The sequence below is a fragment of the Streptomyces sp. NPDC002206 genome (genome assembly GCF_053593595.1).
Window position 1 is genome coordinate 303,675 of the sequence record NZ_JBSFCW010000005.1, and the last position, 19,205, is coordinate 322,879.

General features: G+C 71.1%; 16 protein-coding genes. 10 read left to right on the forward strand and 6 right to left on the reverse strand.

Annotated features, from left to right (window positions below; genetic code table 11):
* The first annotated feature begins 102 nt into the window (after positions 1–102).
* Positions 103–741, forward strand: coding sequence for a TrmH family RNA methyltransferase (locus ACWCP8_RS13640; protein WP_451116079.1), 639 nt, complete (start codon positions 103–105; stop codon positions 739–741).
* A 93-nt stretch (positions 742–834) separates the two neighbouring features.
* On the opposite strand, the gene paaN is transcribed toward ACWCP8_RS13640, so the two are convergent.
* Complete coding sequence (paaN, locus tag ACWCP8_RS13645) at positions 835–2,535, reverse strand: phenylacetic acid degradation protein PaaN (RefSeq protein WP_451116016.1); 1,701 nt, start codon at positions 2,533–2,535, stop codon at positions 835–837.
* Positions 2,536–2,659: 124 nt separating this feature from the next.
* On the opposite strand from paaN, the gene ACWCP8_RS13650 reads away from it, so the two are divergent.
* Positions 2,660–3,253 carry a TetR/AcrR family transcriptional regulator gene (locus ACWCP8_RS13650; protein ID WP_451116018.1) on the forward strand — a complete coding sequence of 198 codons (594 nt, stop codon included), beginning with the start codon at positions 2,660–2,662 and terminating at the stop codon, positions 3,251–3,253.
* Between the two features lie 138 nt (positions 3,254–3,391).
* On the opposite strand, the gene ACWCP8_RS13655 is transcribed toward ACWCP8_RS13650, so the two are convergent.
* Positions 3,392–3,898: an Lrp/AsnC family transcriptional regulator gene (locus ACWCP8_RS13655; RefSeq protein WP_382829386.1), complete on the reverse strand. Its 507-nt coding sequence runs from the start codon at positions 3,896–3,898 to the stop codon at positions 3,392–3,394.
* 264 nt (positions 3,899–4,162) lie between these two features.
* Here ACWCP8_RS13655 and pdhA point away from each other — a divergent pair, with 264 nt between their 5' ends.
* The 7 genes from pdhA (at position 4,163) to ACWCP8_RS13690 (ending at position 12,876) form a co-directional block, all read left to right on the forward strand.
* Positions 4,163–5,326 carry a pyruvate dehydrogenase (acetyl-transferring) E1 component subunit alpha gene (pdhA, locus tag ACWCP8_RS13660; protein ID WP_352263875.1) on the forward strand — a complete coding sequence of 388 codons (1,164 nt, stop codon included), beginning with the start codon at positions 4,163–4,165 and terminating at the stop codon, positions 5,324–5,326.
* On the forward strand, positions 5,323–6,351 hold the full coding sequence (locus tag ACWCP8_RS13665) for an alpha-ketoacid dehydrogenase subunit beta (RefSeq protein WP_355999664.1): 1,029 nt from the start codon (positions 5,323–5,325) through the stop codon (positions 6,349–6,351). Before pdhA ends, ACWCP8_RS13665 begins: the two co-directional genes overlap by 4 nt.
* Complete coding sequence (locus ACWCP8_RS13670; RefSeq protein ID WP_451116020.1) at positions 6,351–7,739, forward strand: dihydrolipoamide acetyltransferase family protein; 1,389 nt, start codon at positions 6,351–6,353, stop codon at positions 7,737–7,739. The genes ACWCP8_RS13665 and ACWCP8_RS13670 overlap by 1 nt, the downstream gene beginning before the upstream one ends.
* Positions 7,740–7,804: 65 nt before the next feature.
* On the forward strand, positions 7,805–8,653 hold the full coding sequence (locus tag ACWCP8_RS13675; RefSeq protein ID WP_352263869.1) for an NTP transferase domain-containing protein: 849 nt from the start codon (positions 7,805–7,807) through the stop codon (positions 8,651–8,653).
* 260 nt (positions 8,654–8,913) lie between these two features.
* Positions 8,914–10,650, forward strand: coding sequence for a molybdopterin molybdotransferase MoeA (locus ACWCP8_RS13680; RefSeq protein WP_451116081.1), 1,737 nt, complete (start codon positions 8,914–8,916; stop codon positions 10,648–10,650).
* Complete coding sequence (locus ACWCP8_RS13685) at positions 10,608–11,741, forward strand: potassium channel family protein (RefSeq protein ID WP_352263867.1); 1,134 nt, start codon at positions 10,608–10,610, stop codon at positions 11,739–11,741. Before ACWCP8_RS13680 ends, ACWCP8_RS13685 begins: the two co-directional genes overlap by 43 nt.
* Positions 11,742–11,889: 148 nt before the next feature.
* Entirely contained in the window at positions 11,890–12,876 is a 987-nt protein-coding gene (locus tag ACWCP8_RS13690; protein WP_352263865.1) for an NAD(P)H-quinone oxidoreductase, read from the forward strand.
* A gap of 103 nt (positions 12,877–12,979) precedes the next feature.
* Here ACWCP8_RS13690 and ACWCP8_RS13695 read toward each other — a convergent pair whose 3' ends face one another.
* From ACWCP8_RS13695 to ACWCP8_RS13710, 4 genes are all read right to left on the reverse strand, one after another.
* Complete coding sequence (locus ACWCP8_RS13695; protein ID WP_352263863.1) at positions 12,980–13,525, reverse strand: bacterial proteasome activator family protein; 546 nt, start codon at positions 13,523–13,525, stop codon at positions 12,980–12,982.
* Between the two features lie 134 nt (positions 13,526–13,659).
* Positions 13,660–16,518, reverse strand: coding sequence for an FtsX-like permease family protein (locus tag ACWCP8_RS13700; RefSeq protein WP_352263861.1), 2,859 nt, complete (start codon positions 16,516–16,518; stop codon positions 13,660–13,662).
* Positions 16,515–17,300 (reverse strand): ABC transporter ATP-binding protein, encoded by a 786-nt coding sequence (locus ACWCP8_RS13705; protein WP_352263859.1) that lies wholly within the window; start codon positions 17,298–17,300, stop codon positions 16,515–16,517. Before ACWCP8_RS13705 ends, ACWCP8_RS13700 begins: the two co-directional genes overlap by 4 nt.
* A 144-nt stretch (positions 17,301–17,444) precedes the next feature.
* Positions 17,445–18,062, reverse strand: coding sequence for a PadR family transcriptional regulator (locus ACWCP8_RS13710; RefSeq protein ID WP_451116024.1), 618 nt, complete (start codon positions 18,060–18,062; stop codon positions 17,445–17,447).
* Positions 18,063–18,174: 112 nt separating this feature from the next.
* Here ACWCP8_RS13710 and ACWCP8_RS13715 point away from each other — a divergent pair, with 112 nt between their 5' ends.
* The gene (locus ACWCP8_RS13715; protein ID WP_451116026.1) at positions 18,175–18,999 is read left to right on the forward strand and encodes a hypothetical protein; all 825 of its coding nucleotides are present in this window, start codon (positions 18,175–18,177) and stop codon (positions 18,997–18,999) included.
* Positions 19,000–19,205: the final 206 nt, after the last annotated feature.

The following is a 19,205-nucleotide window of genomic DNA, read 5'->3' on the forward strand; positions in this document are numbered from 1 at the left end:
GGCAGCACCGGCCGTACCAGCAGTAGCAGCAGTCCCAGCAGTCTCAGCAGCGAGGATCCGTCGAACGCAGCCCTTGCCGCGGGTGAGCCGCCCGTGGAGCCGATGCAGTACGACGACGGGTTCGGGGCGGAGATCGGTGTCGGGCCGCATGCGCTGCCCTGGCCCGAGGGCGAGCGGTACGACCCGGGGCTGCTCGCCCACGGCGACCGGCGCAATGTAGGCGACGAGTACCGCTACTGGACGCGGGAGGCGATCGTCGCCGATCTGGACCTACGACGGCACGACTTCCATGTGGCGGTGGAGAACTGGGGACACGACTTCAATATCGGATCGGTGGTGCGCACCGCGAACGCTTTTCTCGCCAAGGAGATCCACATCGTGGGCCGACGGCGCTGGAACCGGCGCGGCGCGATGGTCACCGACCGGTACCAGCATGTGCGGCACCATCCCGACACGGCCGATCTGACCGCCTGGGCGGCGGCCGAGGGGCTGCCGATCATCGGGATCGACAATCTGCCGGGGGCGGTGCCGCTGGAGCGGACCGAGCTGCCGCGCCGGTGTGTGCTGCTCTTCGGGCAGGAAGGACCGGGGCTGACGGAAGAGGCCCGCAAGCACGCGACGATGGTCTGCTCGATCGCGCAGTTCGGCTCGACGCGGTCGATCAATGCGGGGGCTGCGGCGGCCATTGCCATGCATGCGTGGGTGCAGCGGTACGCCGATATTCCGGAGGCCGGGGTCTGAGGGGCCGGGGACACTGGAGCCAGGGGGTTCTGCCTGCCCCCTGGCTCCTGCTCCTGCGCCCCCAGCGCCGGAAGGACTGAATACGGGTCCTTGCTAGGCCTGGCGGCGGACCTCCACCATGCGGAAGCGGTTCGATACGAATGCTCCGTCGCACAGGGCGGCGTTTGCCGCAGGGTTGCCGCCCGAGCCGTGGAAGTCGGAGAAGGCTGCTGTCTGGTTGACGTACACCCCGCCCGTCAGGTTCAGCGAGAGCTGGGCCGACTCGTCCAGGCAGACGTCCTCCACCGCGCGCTCCACCTCCGGCGAGGTCGTGTACGCACCGACCGTCATCGCGCCCTTGTCGCGGATCGTGCGGCGCAGCAGCTCCACCGCGTCCGCCGTCGAGTCGACCGCGACCGCGAAAGCGACCGGTCCGAAGCACTCCGAGAGATAGGCCGCCTCGTCGTCCGGCTTGGTGCCGTCGAGCTTGACGACGAGCGGGGTGCGGACGACCGCGTCGGGGAACTCCGGGTTGGCCACCTCGCGCGACGCCAGGGCGATTTCGCCCAGTCCGGCCGCCGCCTCCAGCCGGGCCTTCACCTCCGGGTTGACCAGCGCACCGAGCAGTGCGTTGGCCCGGGCGTCGTCTCCGAGCAGGCCGGTGACCGAGGCGGCGATGTCACCGACCACCTCGTCGTACGTCTTGTCGCCGGCGTCCGTCGTGATGCCGTCGCGGGGGATCAGCAGGTTCTGCGGGGTGGTGCACATCTGGCCGCTGTACAGGGAGAGGGAGAAGGCCAGATTGGCCAGCATGCCCCGGTAGTCGTCGGTGGAGTCGACGACGATCGTGTTGACCCCGGCCTTCTCCGTGTAGACCTGGGCCTGGCGGGCGTTGGCCTCCAGCCAGTCGCCGAAGGCGGTGGATCCGGTGTAGTCGATGATCCTGATCTCGGGTCGGACCGCCAGGGCCTTGGCGATGCCCTCGCCCGGCCGCTCGGCGGCCAGACAGACCAGGTTGGGGTCGAAGCCGGCCTCACTCAGCACCTCGCGGGCCACCTGCACCGTGAGCGCCAGGGGAAGCACGGCGCGCGGATGCGGCTTCACCAGGACGGGATTACCGGTGGCGAGGGAGGCGAAGAGGCCCGGATAGCCGTTCCACGTGGGGAACGTGTTGCAGCCGATCAGCAGCGCGATGCCGCGGCCTGCCGCGATGAACGACTTGTGCAGCTGGAGTGGGTCGCGCTTGCCCTGGGGCTTGGACCAGTCCGCGGTCCGCGGGGTGCGGATCTGCTCCTCGTACGCATACGTCACCGCTTCCAGGCCGCGGTCCTGGGCGTGCGGGCCGCCCGCCTGGAACGCCATCATGAAGGCCTGCCCGCTCGTGTGCATCACGGCGTGGCCGAACTCATGGGTGCGGGCGCTGATCCGCGACAGGATCTCCAGACAGACCAGGGCCCTGGTCTCGGGCCCCGCCTCGCGCCAGGCAGCCATCCCCGCACGCATCGCCGGAAGCAGTACGTCCAGGTCAGCATGCGGATATTCGATGCCGAGCTCCGGACCGTAGGGAGAGACCTCCCCGCCCGTCCAGCCGTCGGTGCCCGGCTGGCCGAGGTCGAGCCGGGTGTGCAGCACGGCGTCGAACGCGGCCTTGCCCTCGGCAGCGCTCAGGCTGCCCGGGGCGCCGCCGTCGCCGTACGCCTTCGGATGCTCGGGATGCGGGGACCAGTAGGCGCGCGTACGGATCGCGTCGAGGGCCTGGTCGAGCGTGGGGCGGTGCTTCTCGGACAGCAGTTGCGGGGAGAGCTCGGCGGCCATGACGGACCAACTCCTCATCGAGCTGGGCAGGGACGGGCGGACAGAGTTAGAGTAACCGAACGATCGGTCGGGACAAGGGGGGCCCACGGAACCTGTGGACAACTCGTAGGGGAGGATCGCGGACATGACCACGGCCAAGCGGGACACGTACACCCCGGAGACTCTCCTCACCGTCGCCGTCCGTGTCTTCAACGAGCGCGGTTACGACGGCACGTCCATGGAGCACCTGTCCAAGGCGGCCGGCATCTCCAAGTCGTCCATCTACCACCATGTCGCGGGCAAGGAAGAGCTTCTGCGACGTGCGGTCAGCCGGGCGCTGGACGGGCTCTTCGGGATTCTCGACGAGTCCGGGGCGACGCGGGGGCGCGCGATCGAGCGGGTCGAATACGTCACTCGCCGTACCGTCGAGGTGCTGATAGCCGAACTGCCCTACGTCACGCTGCTGCTGCGCGTGCGGGGCAATACGACGGCCGAGCGCTGGGCCATGGAGCGAAGGCGCGAATTCGACCAGCGGGTGGCCGAGCTGCTGAAGGCGGCGGTCGACGATGGTGATCTCCGCTCCGACGTGGACATACGGCTGGCGACGAGGCTGCTCTTCGGGATGGTCAACTCCCTGGTGGAGTGGTACCGGCCGCAGCCGGGCGGCGGCGCCGAGGGGGAGCAGCTGGCGGACACGGTCGTTCAGCTGGCATTCGAGGGGATGCGTTCCAGCCGCTGAACCGCCCACGGTCGTACCGGGAAGACCGCCACCCTGCCCGCCGGCTGTCGTCCTGCGTGTGCCTGTCTTCCTGAGCGCTGCAGTGATGCTCGCGACCGGCGGTGGGGGCAGCGGGGGCGCGGCTGTGCGTGATTCGCGCTAGCTGAGTTCGGTGGGGCGGTCCGGGCCCGGGGCCAGGTCGGTCTCCTCGAACACCAGGAGCGTGCGGGTGGAGAGCACCTCCGGGATGGCCTGGATCCTGGTCAGGACCAGCTCGCGCAGCGACCGGTTGTCCGGGGTGTGCACCAGCAGCAGTACGTCGAAGTCGCCGCTGACCAGCGCGATGTGTGTCGCCCCCGGCAGTGCCTGGAGCTGCTCGCGCACCGTCCGCCAGGAGTTCTGGACGATCTTGAGCGTGATGTATGCGGAGGCGCCCTGCCCCGCCCGCTCATGGTTCACGCGCGCGCTGAAGCCGCGGATCACTCCGTCGTCGATGAGCCGGTTGATCCGGGCGTAGGCATTGGCGCGCGACACATGGACGCGGTCGGCCACCGACCGTATCGAGGCTCGGCCGTCCGTCTGGAGCAGTCGGAGGATGTCGCGGTCGATGGAGTCGAGCGGGCGCGCGGGCGGAACCTGGCCCGGGTCCTCGGCCCCGTCGGCCATTTGTTCAGCTGCCATGTCCCCGTGCCTCCCTGTCTTGGACGACCTGCCCCTATCCCAGGCTGTGGAGAACCGTTTGTCCACAGGCTGACGGTGCCTGTAGCCAAAATGCGCTCGCGACCGAACAATCGGTAGGTGAGGCACACCACATCCGCGCCTCGGACAGTGCTCGACATTTCGACGTATTCAGCCACCCCCCGATATTGGGCGACCCCTCGATATCGCCAGACGCTGCTCGATATCCCTCGATGCCAGGAGGTGCTTGTCATGACGGTCCAAGAGCTGCCCGGCGCGGCCGCCTACCGGCCCACGCCGCCCCCGGCCTGGAAGCCGCTCACCGACCCCGCGCCGCTGCTCCCGGACCCCGAGCCGTACCGCGTTCTCGGTACGGACGCCGTGGCCGACGCAGACCCCGAGCTGCTGCTGCGGCTCTACGCCGAGCTGGTGCGCGGGCGGCGGTACAACGCCCAGGCCACCGCCCTCACCAAGCAGGGCCGGCTCGCCGTCTACCCGTCCAGCACCGGACAGGAGGCCTGCGAGATAGCTGCGGCGCTGGTGCTGGAGGAGCGCGACTGGCTTTTCCCCAGCTACCGCGACACCCTCGCGGCGGTGGCGCGCGGCCTCGACCCGGTCGAGGCACTGACCCTGCTGCGCGGTGACCGGCACACCGGTTACGACCCGCGCGAGCACCGCATCGCCCCGCTCTGCACCCCGCTCGCCACCCAGCTGCCGCACGCGGTGGGCCTGGCCCACGCGGCGCGGCTCAAGGGGGACGACGTGGTGGCGCTCGCCATGGTCGGCGACGGCGGGACCAGCGAGGGCGACTTCCACGAGGCGCTGAACTTCGCGGCCGTCTGGCGGGCCCCGGTGGTCTTCCTGGTGCAGAACAACGGCTTTGCGATCTCCGTACCCCTGGCCAAGCAGACGGCGGCGCCGTCGCTGGCGCACAAGGCGGTGGGGTACGGCATGCCGGGCCGTTTGGTCGACGGCAATGACGCGGCCGCCGTGCACCAGGTGCTCGGCGAGGCGGTGGCGCGGGCCCGGGCGGGTGGCGGTCCGACCCTGGTGGAGGCCGTGACCTACCGGATGGACGCGCACACCAACGCCGACGACGCCACGCGCTACCGCGGCGAGAGCGAGGTGGAGGCGTGGCGGGCGCACGACCCGATCCAGCTCCTGGAGCGGGAACTGACCGCGCGCGGGCTGCTCGGTGAGGACGGCATCGAGGAGGCGCGCGCGGCTGCGGAGCGGATGGCGGCCGGGCTGCGCGAGCAGATGAACGCCGATCCGGTGCTCGACCCGATGGACCTCTTCGCCCATGTCTACGCGGAACAGACCGCGCAACTGCGGGAGCAGGCAGCCCGGCTGCGGGTGGAGCTGGACGCCGAGCAGGGCCAGGACGGTACGAGTGGTGCGGGGGACGGCCGATGACCACGGCGGCGATGGCCGGCAAGCAGACGGACAAGGCCAAGCCGGCCACCATGGCGCAGGCTCTCGGGCGTGCGCTGCGTGACTCGATGGCCGAGGACCCGGCGGTGCACGTCCTCGGTGAGGACGTCGGCACGCTCGGCGGGGTCTTCCGGATCACCGACGGGCTGGCGAAGGAGTTCGGCGACGACCGCTGTACGGACACGCCGTTGGCCGAGGCGGGCATCCTCGGTGCGGCCGTCGGCATGGCGATGTACGGGCTGCGGCCTGTGGTGGAGATGCAGTTCGACGCGTTCGCCTATCCGGCGTTCGAGCAGCTCATCAGCCATGTCGCCAAGATGCGGAACCGGACCGGGGGCGCCATGCCGCTGCCGATCACGGTGCGGGTGCCGTACGGCGGCGGGATCGGCGGGGTCGAGCACCACAGCGACTCCTCGGAGGCCTACTACATGGCGACGCCGGGCCTGCATGTCGTCACGCCTGCCACGGTCGACGACGCATACGGGCTGCTGCGGGCCTCGATCGCCTCCGACGACCCGGTGATCTTCCTGGAGCCGAAGCGGCTGTACTGGTCGAAGGCGGCATGGTCGCCGGACGCGCCGGTGGAGGTCGAGCCGATCGGGCGAGCCGTTGTCCGCCGTCCCGGGCGCAGCGCGACGCTGATCACGTACGGGCCGTCCCTGCCGGTCTGCCTGGAAGCCGCGGAGGCGGCCGTCGAGGAGGGCTGGGACCTCGAAGTGGTCGACCTCCGTTCGCTGGTGCCGTTCGACGACGAGACGGTTGCCGCTTCCGTGCGGCGTACCGGTCGAGCGGTTGTCGTTCATGAGTCGTCCGGGTTCGGCGGCCCCGGTGGGGAGATCGCAGCTCGGATCACCGAGCGCTGCTTCCACCACCTGGAGGCGCCGGTGCTGCGGGTCGCCGGGTTCGACATCCCGTATCCGCCGCCGATGCTGGAGCGGCACCATCTGCCGGGCGTGGACCGGGTGCTCGATGCGGTCGCGCGGCTGCAGTGGGAGGCGGAGAGCTGATGCCACAGGTGCTCGAATTCAAGCTGCCCGACCTCGGCGAGGGCCTGACCGAGGCGGAGATCGTCCGCTGGCTGGTGGAGGTCGGCGACGTGGTCGCCATCGACCAGCCGGTCGTCGAGGTCGAGACGGCCAAGGCGATGGTGGAGGTGCCATGTCCCTACGGGGGCGTGGTGACCGCCCGCTTCGGCGAAGAGGGTGCGGAACTTCCGGTCGGCGCACCGTTGTTGACGGTGGCTGTGGGGTCCACGGCAGGCGACCTTCCCGGGGATCTCTCCGGCAAGGCCGCTGCAGGGGCCGAGTCGTCCGGCAATGTGCTGGTGGGGTACGGGACGGGGGCGCCGGCGGCGCGACGTCGGCGGGTGCGGCCCGAGGCGATCTCGGTTGCCGCGGAGCCGGGCCCGGTGCCTGTGATGGCTCCTGCTCCGGCACCGGGACCGGCCCCTGCGTCGGTTCCCGATGAGGTGTCGGGACCCGTGGCGGTCGTCTCTCCGTTGGTACGGAGGCTGGCGCGGCAGCACGATCTCGATCTGCGGCAGTTGACGGGGTCGGGCCGCGACGGGCTGATTCTGCGGTCCGATGTCGAATCCGCGATCAGGGCTGCGGCGAACGGGACGGCGGTGGCGCCGCCGGTGCCGGTCCCGGTGTCGCCCTCTGCCTCGGGGCCGGCCCCGGTGTCGGCCTCGGCTGCCGGGGAGCGGATTCCGTTGCGCGGTGTACGGGGCGCGGTCGCCGACAAGCTGGCGCGCAGTCGGCGCGAAATTCCCGATGCCACGTGCTGGGTCGACGCGGATGCCACCGAGCTGATGGCTGCCAGAGCCGCGATGAACGGCGCCGGTGGTCCGACCACGGGGCCCAAGGTGTCGGTGCTCGCCCTACTGGCCCGTATCTGTACGGCGGCCCTGGCCCGATTCCCCGAGCTCAACTCGACGGTGGACCTGGACGCCCGGGAGATCGTGCGGCTGCCCGCCGTCCATCTCGGCTTCGCGGCCCAGACGGAGCGAGGGCTGGTCGTCCCTGTCGTACGGGATGCGCAGTCCCGTAACGCGGAGTCGATCGGTGCCGAGATCGGCCGGCTGACCGAGGCGGCCCGGACGGGCACGCTGACCCCGGCGGATCTGACCGGCGGTACGTTCACGCTGAACAACTACGGGGTGTTCGGGGTCGACGGGTCGACGCCGATCATCAACCACCCCGAGGCGGCGATGCTGGGTGTCGGCCGGATCGTGCCCAAGCCGTGGGTGCACGGGGGTGAGCTGGCCGTGCGCCAGGTCGTCCAGCTCTCGCTGACCTTCGACCACCGGGTCTGCGACGGCGGCACGGCGGGCGGCTTCCTGCGGTACGTGGCCGACTGCGTGGAACAACCGGCGCTGCTGCTGCGCACGTTGTAGGAGGAGGACGAGGAGGGAGGGGGCGGGGAGGTTCAACGGGAGCGTGTGGCACGCATACTCGGGGCATGACCGCGTATGACGCCATCGTTCTTGCCGGAGGGGCCGCCAAGCGCCTCGGGGGTGCCGACAAGCCGGCCGTTCGGGTCGGTGGCCGGGCACTGCTCGACCGGGTGCTCGCCGCCTGCACCGATGCCGCCACCACCGTCGTGGTGGGCGGTCGCCGGCCCACCCCGCGCGCTGTGACCTGGACACGCGAAGAGCCGCAGGGCGGGGGCCCGTTGGCGGCACTCGGCGCCGGGGTACGGCATACGAGCGCGGAGCGCGTGCTCGTACTCTCCGCCGACCTCCCGTTCCTGGGGGAGAGCACGGTCGAGGCGCTGCTGGCCGCCGCCGGGCACGGGGACCGTGACGGGGCCCTGTGCGTCGATCAGGACGGCCGGGACCAGCCCTTGGTCGCGGTCTACCGCGCCGAACCGCTCCGCCGCGAGCTGGCTCTGCTCGCCACCGAGCACGGCGGTCTGGCCGGACTGCCGCTGCGGTTGCTGACACACGAACTGGACCTCGCCCGCGTCGAGGCGGGTCCGCTCGCCTCGTTCGACTGCGACACCTGGGAAGACATTGCTGCAGCCCGGGCCCGTATCAGAGAGCATGGGACCGTGCTGGACGAATGGATCACCGCAGTCAAGAACGAACTGGGCATCGAACTCGACGTCGACACCGGCGTCCTGCTCGACCTCGCCCGCGATGCCGCCCACGGCGTCGCCCGGCCCGCCGCGCCCCTGACGACGTTTCTGGTCGGGTACGCGGCGGCGAAGGCGAGCGACGGTGGGGGCGGACCCGAGGCGGTGGCCGAGGCTGCTCGAAAGGCGACCGCGCTCGCCCTCCGCTGGGCGGACGAGGCCGAGACGCCATGACGGCGTACCCACGCAAGGCCGAAGATGGCCCGGCGGCGGAACGGGCACCGGCTCCTCCGCCGGACCCGGGGAGCAGGCGCCCGACGGCTGAGTATGCCGCCGCGGTTACTCCGCCGGCGGTCGGGGCGGCCGGGTCGGTTGAGGCGGTCGGGGCGGCCCGGGTGAGCCGCGCCGCGGAGGAGGCCGGTGCCGTCGAGCCGGCCTGCCCGACGGACTCAGGCCGGGCGGCCGGGGTGGCTCACGGCGACGGGCAAGCCCCGATGGCGGAAGTGCCCCGTGCTGCCGATGCGACCCGTGCTGCCGACGTGCCCCGTGCTGCCGACGCGACCCGTGCCGCTGAGCAGGCCCGTGCCGCCGAGGAGGACCGTGCTGTCGATCAGGCTCTTGCGCTGGTTGCGGGGCAGTCTTCGCGTGAGCCTCGATTCGTGGCTCAGTCGCAGCCCCAGGTCGGGGACTCGGCGCAGAGCCCCTGGCAGAGCACTGGTCCCAGTTCCGGCCAGAGCCCCGAACACGGACCCGGCCCCAGCGCCGCCAGTTCCGGGGGCACTCCTCGCCAGGTTTCCGACCACAGTTCTGACCACCGTTCCGACCACAGTTCTGGTCACAGCGCTGCCCCGAGCCCCGGTCACAGCCCTGATCAGAAGCCCGGCAACGGTCCTGGCAACGGTTCCGGTCACGATTCCGGCCGGAGTTCCGGTCAGGCCCCCGCTCGCGACCGGCGCAGACAGGCCACCGCCTGGCGTGAGGCTCGTGCTCTTGCCGCGCGGGCCGGGCGCGGCGCCGCCCCCCGTACCCAGCGTCTCCCCCTCGACCGGACACTCGGACACGTGCTGGCTGAACCCCTGGCCGCGCTCACGGATCTGCCGTCGTTCGATACGTCCGCCATGGACGGCTGGGTCGTCGCCGGACCTGGCCCCTGGGCGCTCGGCAAGGGCGAAGGCGGGAGCGGAGATCTGGGCATCCTCGCCGGGCACAGCACGCCGGCCCCGCTCCCCGACGGTGATGGCGTACGGATTGCCACGGGCGCCCGCATCCCGGCGAATGCCACTGCCGTGATCCGGAGCGAACACGCCCATGTGGACGAGGCCAAGGGGCTGTTGTACGCACAACGGCAGGTGGTCCCCGGGCAGGACATCCGGCCGCGCGGCCAGGAGTGCCGATCCGGCGATCAACTGCTGCCCGCCGGAACTCTGGTGACGCCCGCTGTCCTCGGCCTGTCCGCCGCTGCCGGATACGACGAGTTGGTGACGGTCCCCCGCCCGCGTGTCGACGTCCTCGTCCTCGGGGACGAACTGCTCACCGCCGGTCTGCCGCACGACGGGCTGATCCGGGACGCTCTGGGCCCCATGATCGGACCCTGGCTGCGGGCCCTGGGCGCCGAGGTCTCCGCCCCCCGCCGTCTCGGCGACGACGCGGAGGCTCTCCAACACGCTCTCACCACCTCCGAAGCGGACCTTGTCATCACCACCGGGGGCACTGCGGCGGGTCCGGTCGACCATGTCCACCCGGTCCTCGCCAAGATCGGCGCCGGGCTGCTGGTCGACGGCGTAGCCGTGCGCCCCGGCCACCCGATGTTGCTGGCCCGGCTGCCCTCCGGTGGCCCGTATCTCGTCGGACTGCCCGGCAACCCGCTCGCTGCCGTCTCCGGTCTCCTCACGCTCGCCGAGCCTCTCCTGCGTGGGCTGGCCGGCCGCGCACCGGAGGAGCCGTACCGGGTCGTCGTACGCGACGAGGTGCACGGCCACCCGCACGACACCCGCTTGGTCCCCGTCGTCCATCGGGTCAGATCGGCAGAGGGCACCGGCAGCGCGGCCGGTGCCGGCGTCGAGCACGTCGTGCCTCTGCACTACAACGGGCCGGCCATGCTCCGCGGGATCGCCGCCGCCGACGGGCTGGCCGTCGTACCACCGGGCGGGGTGCGGTCCGGCACCGAGGTGGAGATCCTCGATCTGCCGTGGGCCCCGGCGACTCCGTGGACGGAAGGGTGTTTCACGTGAAACTTCCCGGCCACGACGCGATGGCCCGGCGGTTCGACGAGCACCTCGTGACCACCCGGATCCTGCTTCCGCGCCGAGTCGTCGACCGGCCTCTCCGGCAGGTCGCCAAGCGGCTGTTGATGGCGATACTGGTCCTGGCCGCCACGGTGCTGATCGTCTGGCTCGACCGTGCCGGCTACCACGACGCTGCCGATGGCTCGGTGGATCTGCTGGACGCCGTCTACTACTCGACGGTCACCCTCTCCACCACCGGGTACGGCGACATCACTCCGTACAGCGACACCGCACGGCTGACCAATGTGCTGCTCGTGACACCGCTGCGCGTGCTCTTCCTGATCATTCTGGTCGGCACCACCCTGGAGGTCCTGACGGAGCGGACCCGGGAGGACTTCCGGCTGAACCGTTGGAGAACCAACTTGCGTGACCACACCGTTGTCGTCGGCTTCGGCACCAAGGGCCGGTCGGCGATCCAGACGCTCTGCGCCACCGGTCTGAAGAAGGAACAGATCGTGATCGTCGACCCGGCGACCAAGGTGATCGAGTCCGCCAACGCCGAGGGGTTCGTGGGGGTCGTCGGCGATGCGACGCGCAGCGATGTTCTGCTGCGGGCCGAGATCCAGAAGGCGCGACAGGTCATCATCGCCACTCAGCGCGACGACACGGCGGTGCTGGTCACACTGACCGCGCGGCAGCTCAATCGCGGCGCGAAGATCGTCGCTGCGGTTCGCGAGGAGGAGAACGCCCCGCTGCTGCGGCAGTCCGGAGCCGACGCCGTGATCACCAGCGCCAGTGCGGCAGGCCGGCTGCTCGGCCTCTCCGTCCTCAGTCCCAGTGCGGGCACGGTGATGGAGGATCTCATCCAGCAGGGCACCGGCCTCGATCTTGTCGAACGGCCGGTGATAAAGGCCGAGGTCGGCAAGAGTGTCCGGGAGACCGATGATCTGGTCGTGAGCGTGCTGCGCGGCCACCGGCTGATCGGTTACGACGATCCGGCTGCCAGTCCGCTGCAGTTGACGGATCGCCTGATCACGATCGTGCGTGTCTCGGGCCGCGCCACGCCACTGAATACGCCGCGCCAGCAAGGGGCGTGACAGCCTGTGGTGACTAGTCCGCGATCGGTCGCGCGCCTCGGACAGAAGGCGGGCAACGTGTCGTCCGCCTCGGACGGCAGGCGACCGCGACGCGTCGTAACCCCGCCACCGACCCGTCGCGCCGCCGCCACGGAGTAGCCTCGCCGCCATGCATGCGATCACAATCCCCGCACCCGGCGGCCCCGAGGCGCTCGTATGGGCCGAGGTCCCCGATCCCGTACCCGGCGAGGGCGAGGTCCTCGTCGAGGTCGTGTCCAGCGCGGTCAACCGCGCCGATGTTCTGCAACGGCAGGGCTTCTACAACCCACCGCCCGGCGCGTCCCCGTACCCCGGTCTGGAGTGCGCCGGCCGGATCGCGGAGGTCGGCCCCGGTGTCACCGGCTGGTCGGTCGGCGACGAGGTGTGTGCGCTGCTCGCGGGCGGCGGTTACGCGGAGAAGGTCGCCGTACCTGCCGGGCAGCTTCTGCCCGTGCCGGACGGCGTCGATCCGGCAGTGGCCGCGGCACTGCCCGAGGTGACGGCCACGGTCTGGTCGAACGTGTTCATGGTGGCCCATCTGCGCCCCGGCGAGACGCTGTTGGTGCACGGAGGCTCCAGCGGTATCGGCACGATGGCGATCCAGCTCGCCAAGGCCGTGGGCGCACGGGTCGCGGTGACCGCGGGCGGTCCCGAGAAGCTGGCGCGGTGCGCGGAGCTCGGAGCCGACATCCTGATCGACTACCGGGAGCAGGACTTCGTCGAGGAGCTGAGCAAGGCGACGGACGGGGCGGGCGCGGACGTCATCCTCGACATCGTCGGTGCGAAGTACCTGGACCGGAATGTGAAGGCGCTCGCCGTCAACGGCAGGCTCGCCATCATCGGCCTCCAGGGTGGCGTCAAGGGCGATCTCAATCTGGGCGCTCTGCTGAACAAGCGCGCCGCGATCACCGCAACGTCCCTGCGCGGGCGTCCGCTCGCCGAGAAGGCCGCCATCGTCGCCGCCGTGCGCGAGCATGTGTGGCCGCTGATCGGCAGTGGCGTGGTCCGACCGATCGTGGACCGTACGCTGCCGATGCCGGACGCCGCGGAGGCTCACCGGGTGGTGGAGTCCAGCACCCACATCGGCAAGGTGCTCCTGCGCACGCCGGCGGCCTGAACGCGGCCGGAGAGACAGCGGGCCCGGCACACGCTCCTGTGTGCCGGGCCCGCTGTTCGTATGTACGTGGATGAGGTTGAGGTACGGAAACCGGCGTACGGCCTTACAGGTACGGGCCCGATCGGATCGCTCCGTGCGGGTCCGAGTCGTCGTCCTCGTGACCGCTGCCCGGCGGAAGCGCGCGGCGCATCTGTTCCAACTGCGCTCGGGCCGCCATCTGCTGGGCGAACAGTGCCGTCTGGATGCCGTGGAAGAGACCCTCCAGCCAGCCCACCAACTGGGCTTGTGCAATCCGGAGTTCCGCTTCGGAGGGGACCGACTCCTCAGTGAACGGCAGGGAGAGCCGTTCGAGCTCCTCCACCAGTTCCGGCGCGAGGCCGTCCTCCAGCTCCTTGACGGAGCTTGCGTGGATCTCCTTCAGCCGGACCCGGCTCGCCTCATCGAGAGGAGCCGCCCTGACCTCTTCCAGGAGCTGCTTGATCATGCTGCCGATGCGCATGACCTTCGCGGGCTGTTCGACCATTTCTGTCACCGGGACCTCACGCGATTCGTCGTCAGTACCACCACCGCCGCCGATCGCCATGCCGTCCTGTCCCACTACGAGGACTTGGGGGTGCTCGTGCGACCGTTCATTCCTCGGCATCTCCATGCCGCCATTGTCTCGCACACGTGCTGTTCAACAGGGTGGTGCCCCCGAATACGGTTGATCCACCATTCTCGGGGGCAATGAAACCGCCCGGTCAGCCCCGCAATCAGCCGTCGACCACAGTGTCCGGCCGCGCGTCACCCGGCCCGGCGCGCCACGGTCTGCCGTGAGCGGGTGAACGCCGCCGCACCCAGCCCGGCCAGCAGCGGTACCACCACGGCCAGCAACCCAATGGTTGCCCACGGCAGCACGATCGGCGTGTATGCGGATGCCATCGGCTCCGCCCGCATGTTCTTCAGCGCCTCACGCAGATCGATGAGCCGGAGCGCCACCGCGGGCACCAGACCGGCCGCCGTACCGAGCAGGACGCCGGTGAGCGCGACGACCAGGCACTGGAAACCGGAGAGGGTGCGCCGCACGCGTGGGGGTGCACCCACCGCGCTGAGCGTGGTGAGGTCTGCCTCCGCGTCGGCCTTGGCGAGACCGGTCGCGATCGCGGCCGCGCCCAGGGTCACCACACCGGCGAACAGGGAGAGGAACAGCAGGATCGTGTCCTCCCGCCCGGACGGACCCGTCTCCGACTGGAGATAGATCCCACCACCGGCCACTTCGATCGCCGCCGAGACCCGCTGGTCCTCGCTGTCCGTCGGCTCATGGGCGACCGCGTAGACATTGCCGTTCATCGCGGTGTGCAGACCGAGCTGTTCCGCTGTCTGCAGGGGCAGGATCATGCGGACCCCGGGTGTGGTGGCGTACCGCTCGGGTGCCTGATACACCTTCAGCCGGTCGGTACGGGTTTCGGCCTTGCCCGGGTGCAGCTTGCGGTTCTTCTTGTCGCGGTCGCTGTACCTGTGGACGGCCTTGAGGGTGACCTCGCCGTTCTTCGCGTACGCCGGGTTGAGCAGCACGGGCGTGCCGGCCTCCAGGGCCTTGGCGGCCGCCGGGTCCTGGAGCTTCACATAGGTGGAGAGGAACTTGGCGTCGCCCAGGACGACGCCGTCCGCCATGCCGATGAACGGGCCCGCGTACATGAGTTCGTCCAGGCAGGCGGGGGACCGCATCAGCTTCCTGTGCTCTTCCGCGGAGAGACTCGCGGCGAGCTCTTTGGCGCCCTTGCCGACGAGCGGGCAGGAGTGGCCCTTGCCGGCGGGCTTGATCAGCTCGACCGAACCGCAGTCGTCCCCCTCCTCGTAGTAGACGTTGCAGTCGCTGCCCGCCCAGACCCGGCCGACGTCGGCGTGTCCACCGGTGACGGCGAGGTTGCGTTCGACGGCGGCGCGGGCGAGCGGGAGCCGGTCGGCCGCCTTGCCGTCGGAGGCGACGAGCGCGACCGTGCCCGGGGTGAGGTTCGCGGTGTACTCGAACTCCGACTCGGCCTGGCCGCTGGACATGTAAGTGGCGATGGCCACCGAACCCGCGACGGCTGCCATCACGGCTGCGACCGCGGGGGCCGTACGCCCCCGGTTGCGGGCCGCGTCGCGCAACGCCATCCGCGGGGAGAGCGGCAGCCGGCGGCCGAGCCGTCCGAGGAAGCCGACGATCACCGGGATGCAGCCGAGCAGGCCGAGTTCGGCGACGACCGACCCGCCGGCGACCAGTGTCGAGTTGCCGCTGGTGCCGCCGTAGACCGCGACCGCGATGCCGATCAGCAGGGTGATGGAGCCCAGCACCGGCAGTACCCGGGAGCTGCGGCGGATGCCGCGGCGGCCACTGAGCGACTCCAGCACGGACTGCCGGCTCGCCACGATCGCGGGTACGAGCGCTGCCAGCAAGCCCGTGACGAGACCGATCACGGCGATGATCAGCAGCTCCGACGGGCGCACGGCCAGCGATCCGAAGCGGTTTCCGGCCCAGCCCTCGATCATCGGGCGGAACACCGCCGTGAGCGCGAATCCGGCCGCGACACCGGCCACGGCACCGACGCCGCCGAGTACCAGCCCGCCGGAGAGCACCACGGCCCGGACATGGCGCCGGTCTCCACCGCACGTACCGACGAGGCCGAGCTGGCGGCGGGAGCGGCGGGCGCCGACCGCGAAGGCCGGTCCGGCGAGCAGCACGAGCTCCAGGACGGCCATGGCGACCACGGTGATCAGCGCCGCGCTGAGCTCCTCGGAACCGCCGTACGAGCTGCCGCTCATGGTCCGGGCCATCGGGACCTCGGAGTCCGGCGGCGGGTCGAGGACGACCTGCCGGGACACGACGAGGATGCCCCGCGCGTTGGCGGCGAGCACGTCGGACCAGCTCACGCCGGCTCCGTCGGCCCCCTTGACCAGCCAGTCCCTGGAGTCGGCATTCGGCGGCAGCACCTTCTTGTCGTGCTTGGCCATGCTCGTCCACGGGGCGATGACCGCCCCCGGCTCGGCGTACAGCGCCGCGGACTTGAGGTCGTCGGGCTGTTCCACGACACCGGTGATGGTGTACGTGCGCTCGGCGCCGTGCAGAGTGGTGCGCGAACCGACGTGCAGCCCCGACTTCGTCAGGAAGGGCTCGGTGGCAGCCATCTCGCCGTCGCCGTGCGGGAAGGCGCCCCGCACGAGGGTGACCTTGCCGCGGGCCATCGGGTCCGACGTCCGGAACTCGACGATGTCGGCGGTGGTGATGCCGTACTTGGTGGTGACGGTGGCCGGGACGGACTGGATGCTGATTGCGTGCGCACCTTTGGGGAGTGCGGCCCTTATGTCGATCGGCGGAACGGGTTCGCCGCCCGGCCGCGCGCTGTCCTCCGAAGCCGGGCCGTACGACTGCCCGTCGGGCATCTGCTGAATCGCGCCCGCCCCCATCCCCGGATCGCTGAACAGCGCGTCCGCGGAGCCCATCGAGGCCTTCAGCTTCTCGGCCCGGGTCGGCTCCACACTGCGGTACGTCACATCGGCGGCCGTCACCCCGAGCACCGGCAGTGCGATCATCGCGACGACCAGTGCGCTGCGGCCCTTGGCCCGCATCGCGTCGCGCCGGGCGATCCTGAGGGCGGCACGCCAGCCCGTGAACACGCTCACTTGGCGCCCTCGGCGGCGAGCAGCGAGTCGGCACCGGCGGTCAGTGTCTGGTCGACGATCGAGCCGTCCCGGAGGAACACGACCCGGTCCGCCCAGGCGGCGTACCGCGGCTCATGCGTCACCATCACCCCGGCCGCACCCTGGTCGCACCGGTTGCGCAGCAGGGCGAGGACGGCCTCACCGGTCTCCGAGTCGAGCGCCCCGGTCGGTTCGTCGGCGAGCACCAGGCGCCGGTCCCCCACCAGCGCGCGGGCGATCGCGACCCGCTGCTGCTGGCCGCCGGACATCTCGTCGGGGAACCGGTCGGCGATCTGCAGGAGGTTCATCTCCTCCAGCGCGGCCCGCGCCTCCTTGCGTGCCTTGCGAACGGAGACCCCGTCGAGTTCGCGCGGCAGCGAGATGTTCTCGGCGGCGGTCAGCGCCGGGATCAGGTTGTAGTCCTGGAAGACATAGCCGACGCTGCGCCGGCGCAGGGCCGCGACGCCCTTGCGGCCGAGGGTGGAGATGTCCTGACCCTCGATGATCACCTGACCGCCGGTCGCGGTGTCGAGACCACCGGCCAGGGTGAGCAGGGTGGACTTGCCGGAGCCGGACGGGCCCATCACGGCGACGAGTTCACCGGTGTGCACCGAGAGATTGATGCCGCGCAGGGCGTGCACCTCGGCGATGCCGGTTCCGTGGGTACGTGTGAGGGCGCGGAGTTCGAGCACGGGAGCGTCGACCGGCAGGGGCGCGGCGGACAGCCGGGGCGACGGGGTTGCGGACGGATCGTGCGAGGACATGGTGAGTGGTTCCCCCCTCGGGAATGGTCTGTGGTCAATACCGCGCAGGCGGGCGGTCGGCGATGCGGTCGAAGGCGGTGGATGCCGCGCAGGCGGGCGGGCAGCGCTGCGATCGAGGACAGCCGGTGCCGCGTACGCGGGTGGTCAGCGCCGTGTACGCGGGCGGGCGGGTGTGCGCGCCTGGGCGGGGTTGGCGGTACGCGCCTCCGGTACCGGATCCGTGGCGGCGGCCTCGGCGAGGCGGACCAGCCGCGACTCGCAGTGGTCCAGCCAGCGGGCCTCGGCCTCGGCCTGGAAGATCAGCTGTTCCAGTACGAGCAGCCAGGCCACCTCGTCGCGGTTGCCCGGGACGTCGGCGAGGGCCTGCGCCTTCAGCCGGGTGTAGTCCTGCATCGCCTTCACGGTGTGGTGGCGCTGGGACTGGATGACGGCCCGGATGTCGACTCCGGGCGCACCGACGGCCATGGCGAGCTTGATCGCCAGCTCGTCGCGGGGCGGGCTGCTGCGGTCGACGGGCGTCTCGAACCAGTTCCGCAGTTCGGTGCGGCCGTCGTCGGTGATCGAGTAGAGGGCGTGTCCCTGATCGTCCTCGCCGTCCTGGACGACCATGCCGTCGCGTTCCAGCCTGCTGAGCGTGGTGTACACCTGGCCGACGTTCAAGGGCCAGGTGGAGCCGGTGCGCGACTCGAATTCGGTGCGGAGCTGGGAGCCGTAGCGAGGCCCGCGCTCCAGGAGGGCCAGGAGCCCATGACGGATCGACATACTCAGTATGTATACCGAGTATGTTGGTGGGTGCAAGCCCTGCGCCGTTCAGTTCGTGCGGCGCAGACGGAGCCCGAGGAAGCCCAGACCCAGCCCTATCAGGGCGATTCCGGTGCCCAGTGACACCAGCCGTACCCGCCGCACGGCGGGCTGTTCGAGGGCCTGCGGCGCGAGCCGGCCCGGCACCGGGGAGCCGCTGGCCGTGGTGGTCGCGGTGATCGTCGCCGAGGGCGGCGCCGCCGGGGCCGTCGCGGCGGGCAGCTGGTCGGACTGTTCGAAGGAGTCGTCCCGTTTCGCGAGCTCCCGCGGGGTGTACGGCCGCCCGGGCCGCAGCCGCCCTTCCCCGGCCTGCCGCCCGGCGAGCGGGGGCTGCGCCTTGGGGTGCGCGGGCCGTCGGGTGGACGGACTGGCGGAGGGCGAGGGCCGGTCGGAAGCGGAGGGCGAGGGCGAGGGCCGGTCGGAAGCGGAGGGCGAGGGCGAGGGCCGGTCGGAAGCGGAGGGCGAGGGTGAGGGCCGGTCGGAAGCGGAGGGCGAGGGTGAGTCGGAAACGGAGGGCGAGGGTGAGGGCGACGGCGGGTCGGAAGCGGACGGCGACGCCGACGCCGACGCCGAGGCGGAGGCGGAGGGGGTGGCCGGGGCGCTGTCGGACGGGGTCGCAGCCGCCGGAGTGCGAGGTTTCGACGGCGGTTCGGCCGAAGGGGCGAGGGGCCGCTCGGCCGGTGGGACTATGAGCGTATCGGCCGAAGGGGCGGCGGGCGGATCGGCCGGGGGAGCTGCGGCCGGATCGGCCGGGGAGTCGACGGACAGCCCGTTGGACGGAGAGGAGGGGGGAGTCGTGGGGGTCTCGGGGGCCGCCGGAGCGGCTGCCGAAGGGCTGGGCGACCTGCGTGCCGACCCCGGTATCCAGCCGGTTTCGCGCTGGTCCGCGCGTGCCTGACCCTGCACCGGCCCTAGCGCCGCCCCCGTCGCTATCACCAGACAGGCCAGGCACCTCGAAGCCCAGGGGGGGAGGAGTTCTGAAGCCATGAGGTCAGCGTCACATGTCCCGATATGTCCGGCATCCGGTGGATCGGGAGGCGAACCGGCCCGGCACACCTCACGCATGCCGGGCCGTCACTTCCGTATGAACAGCGCCGCCGCCGA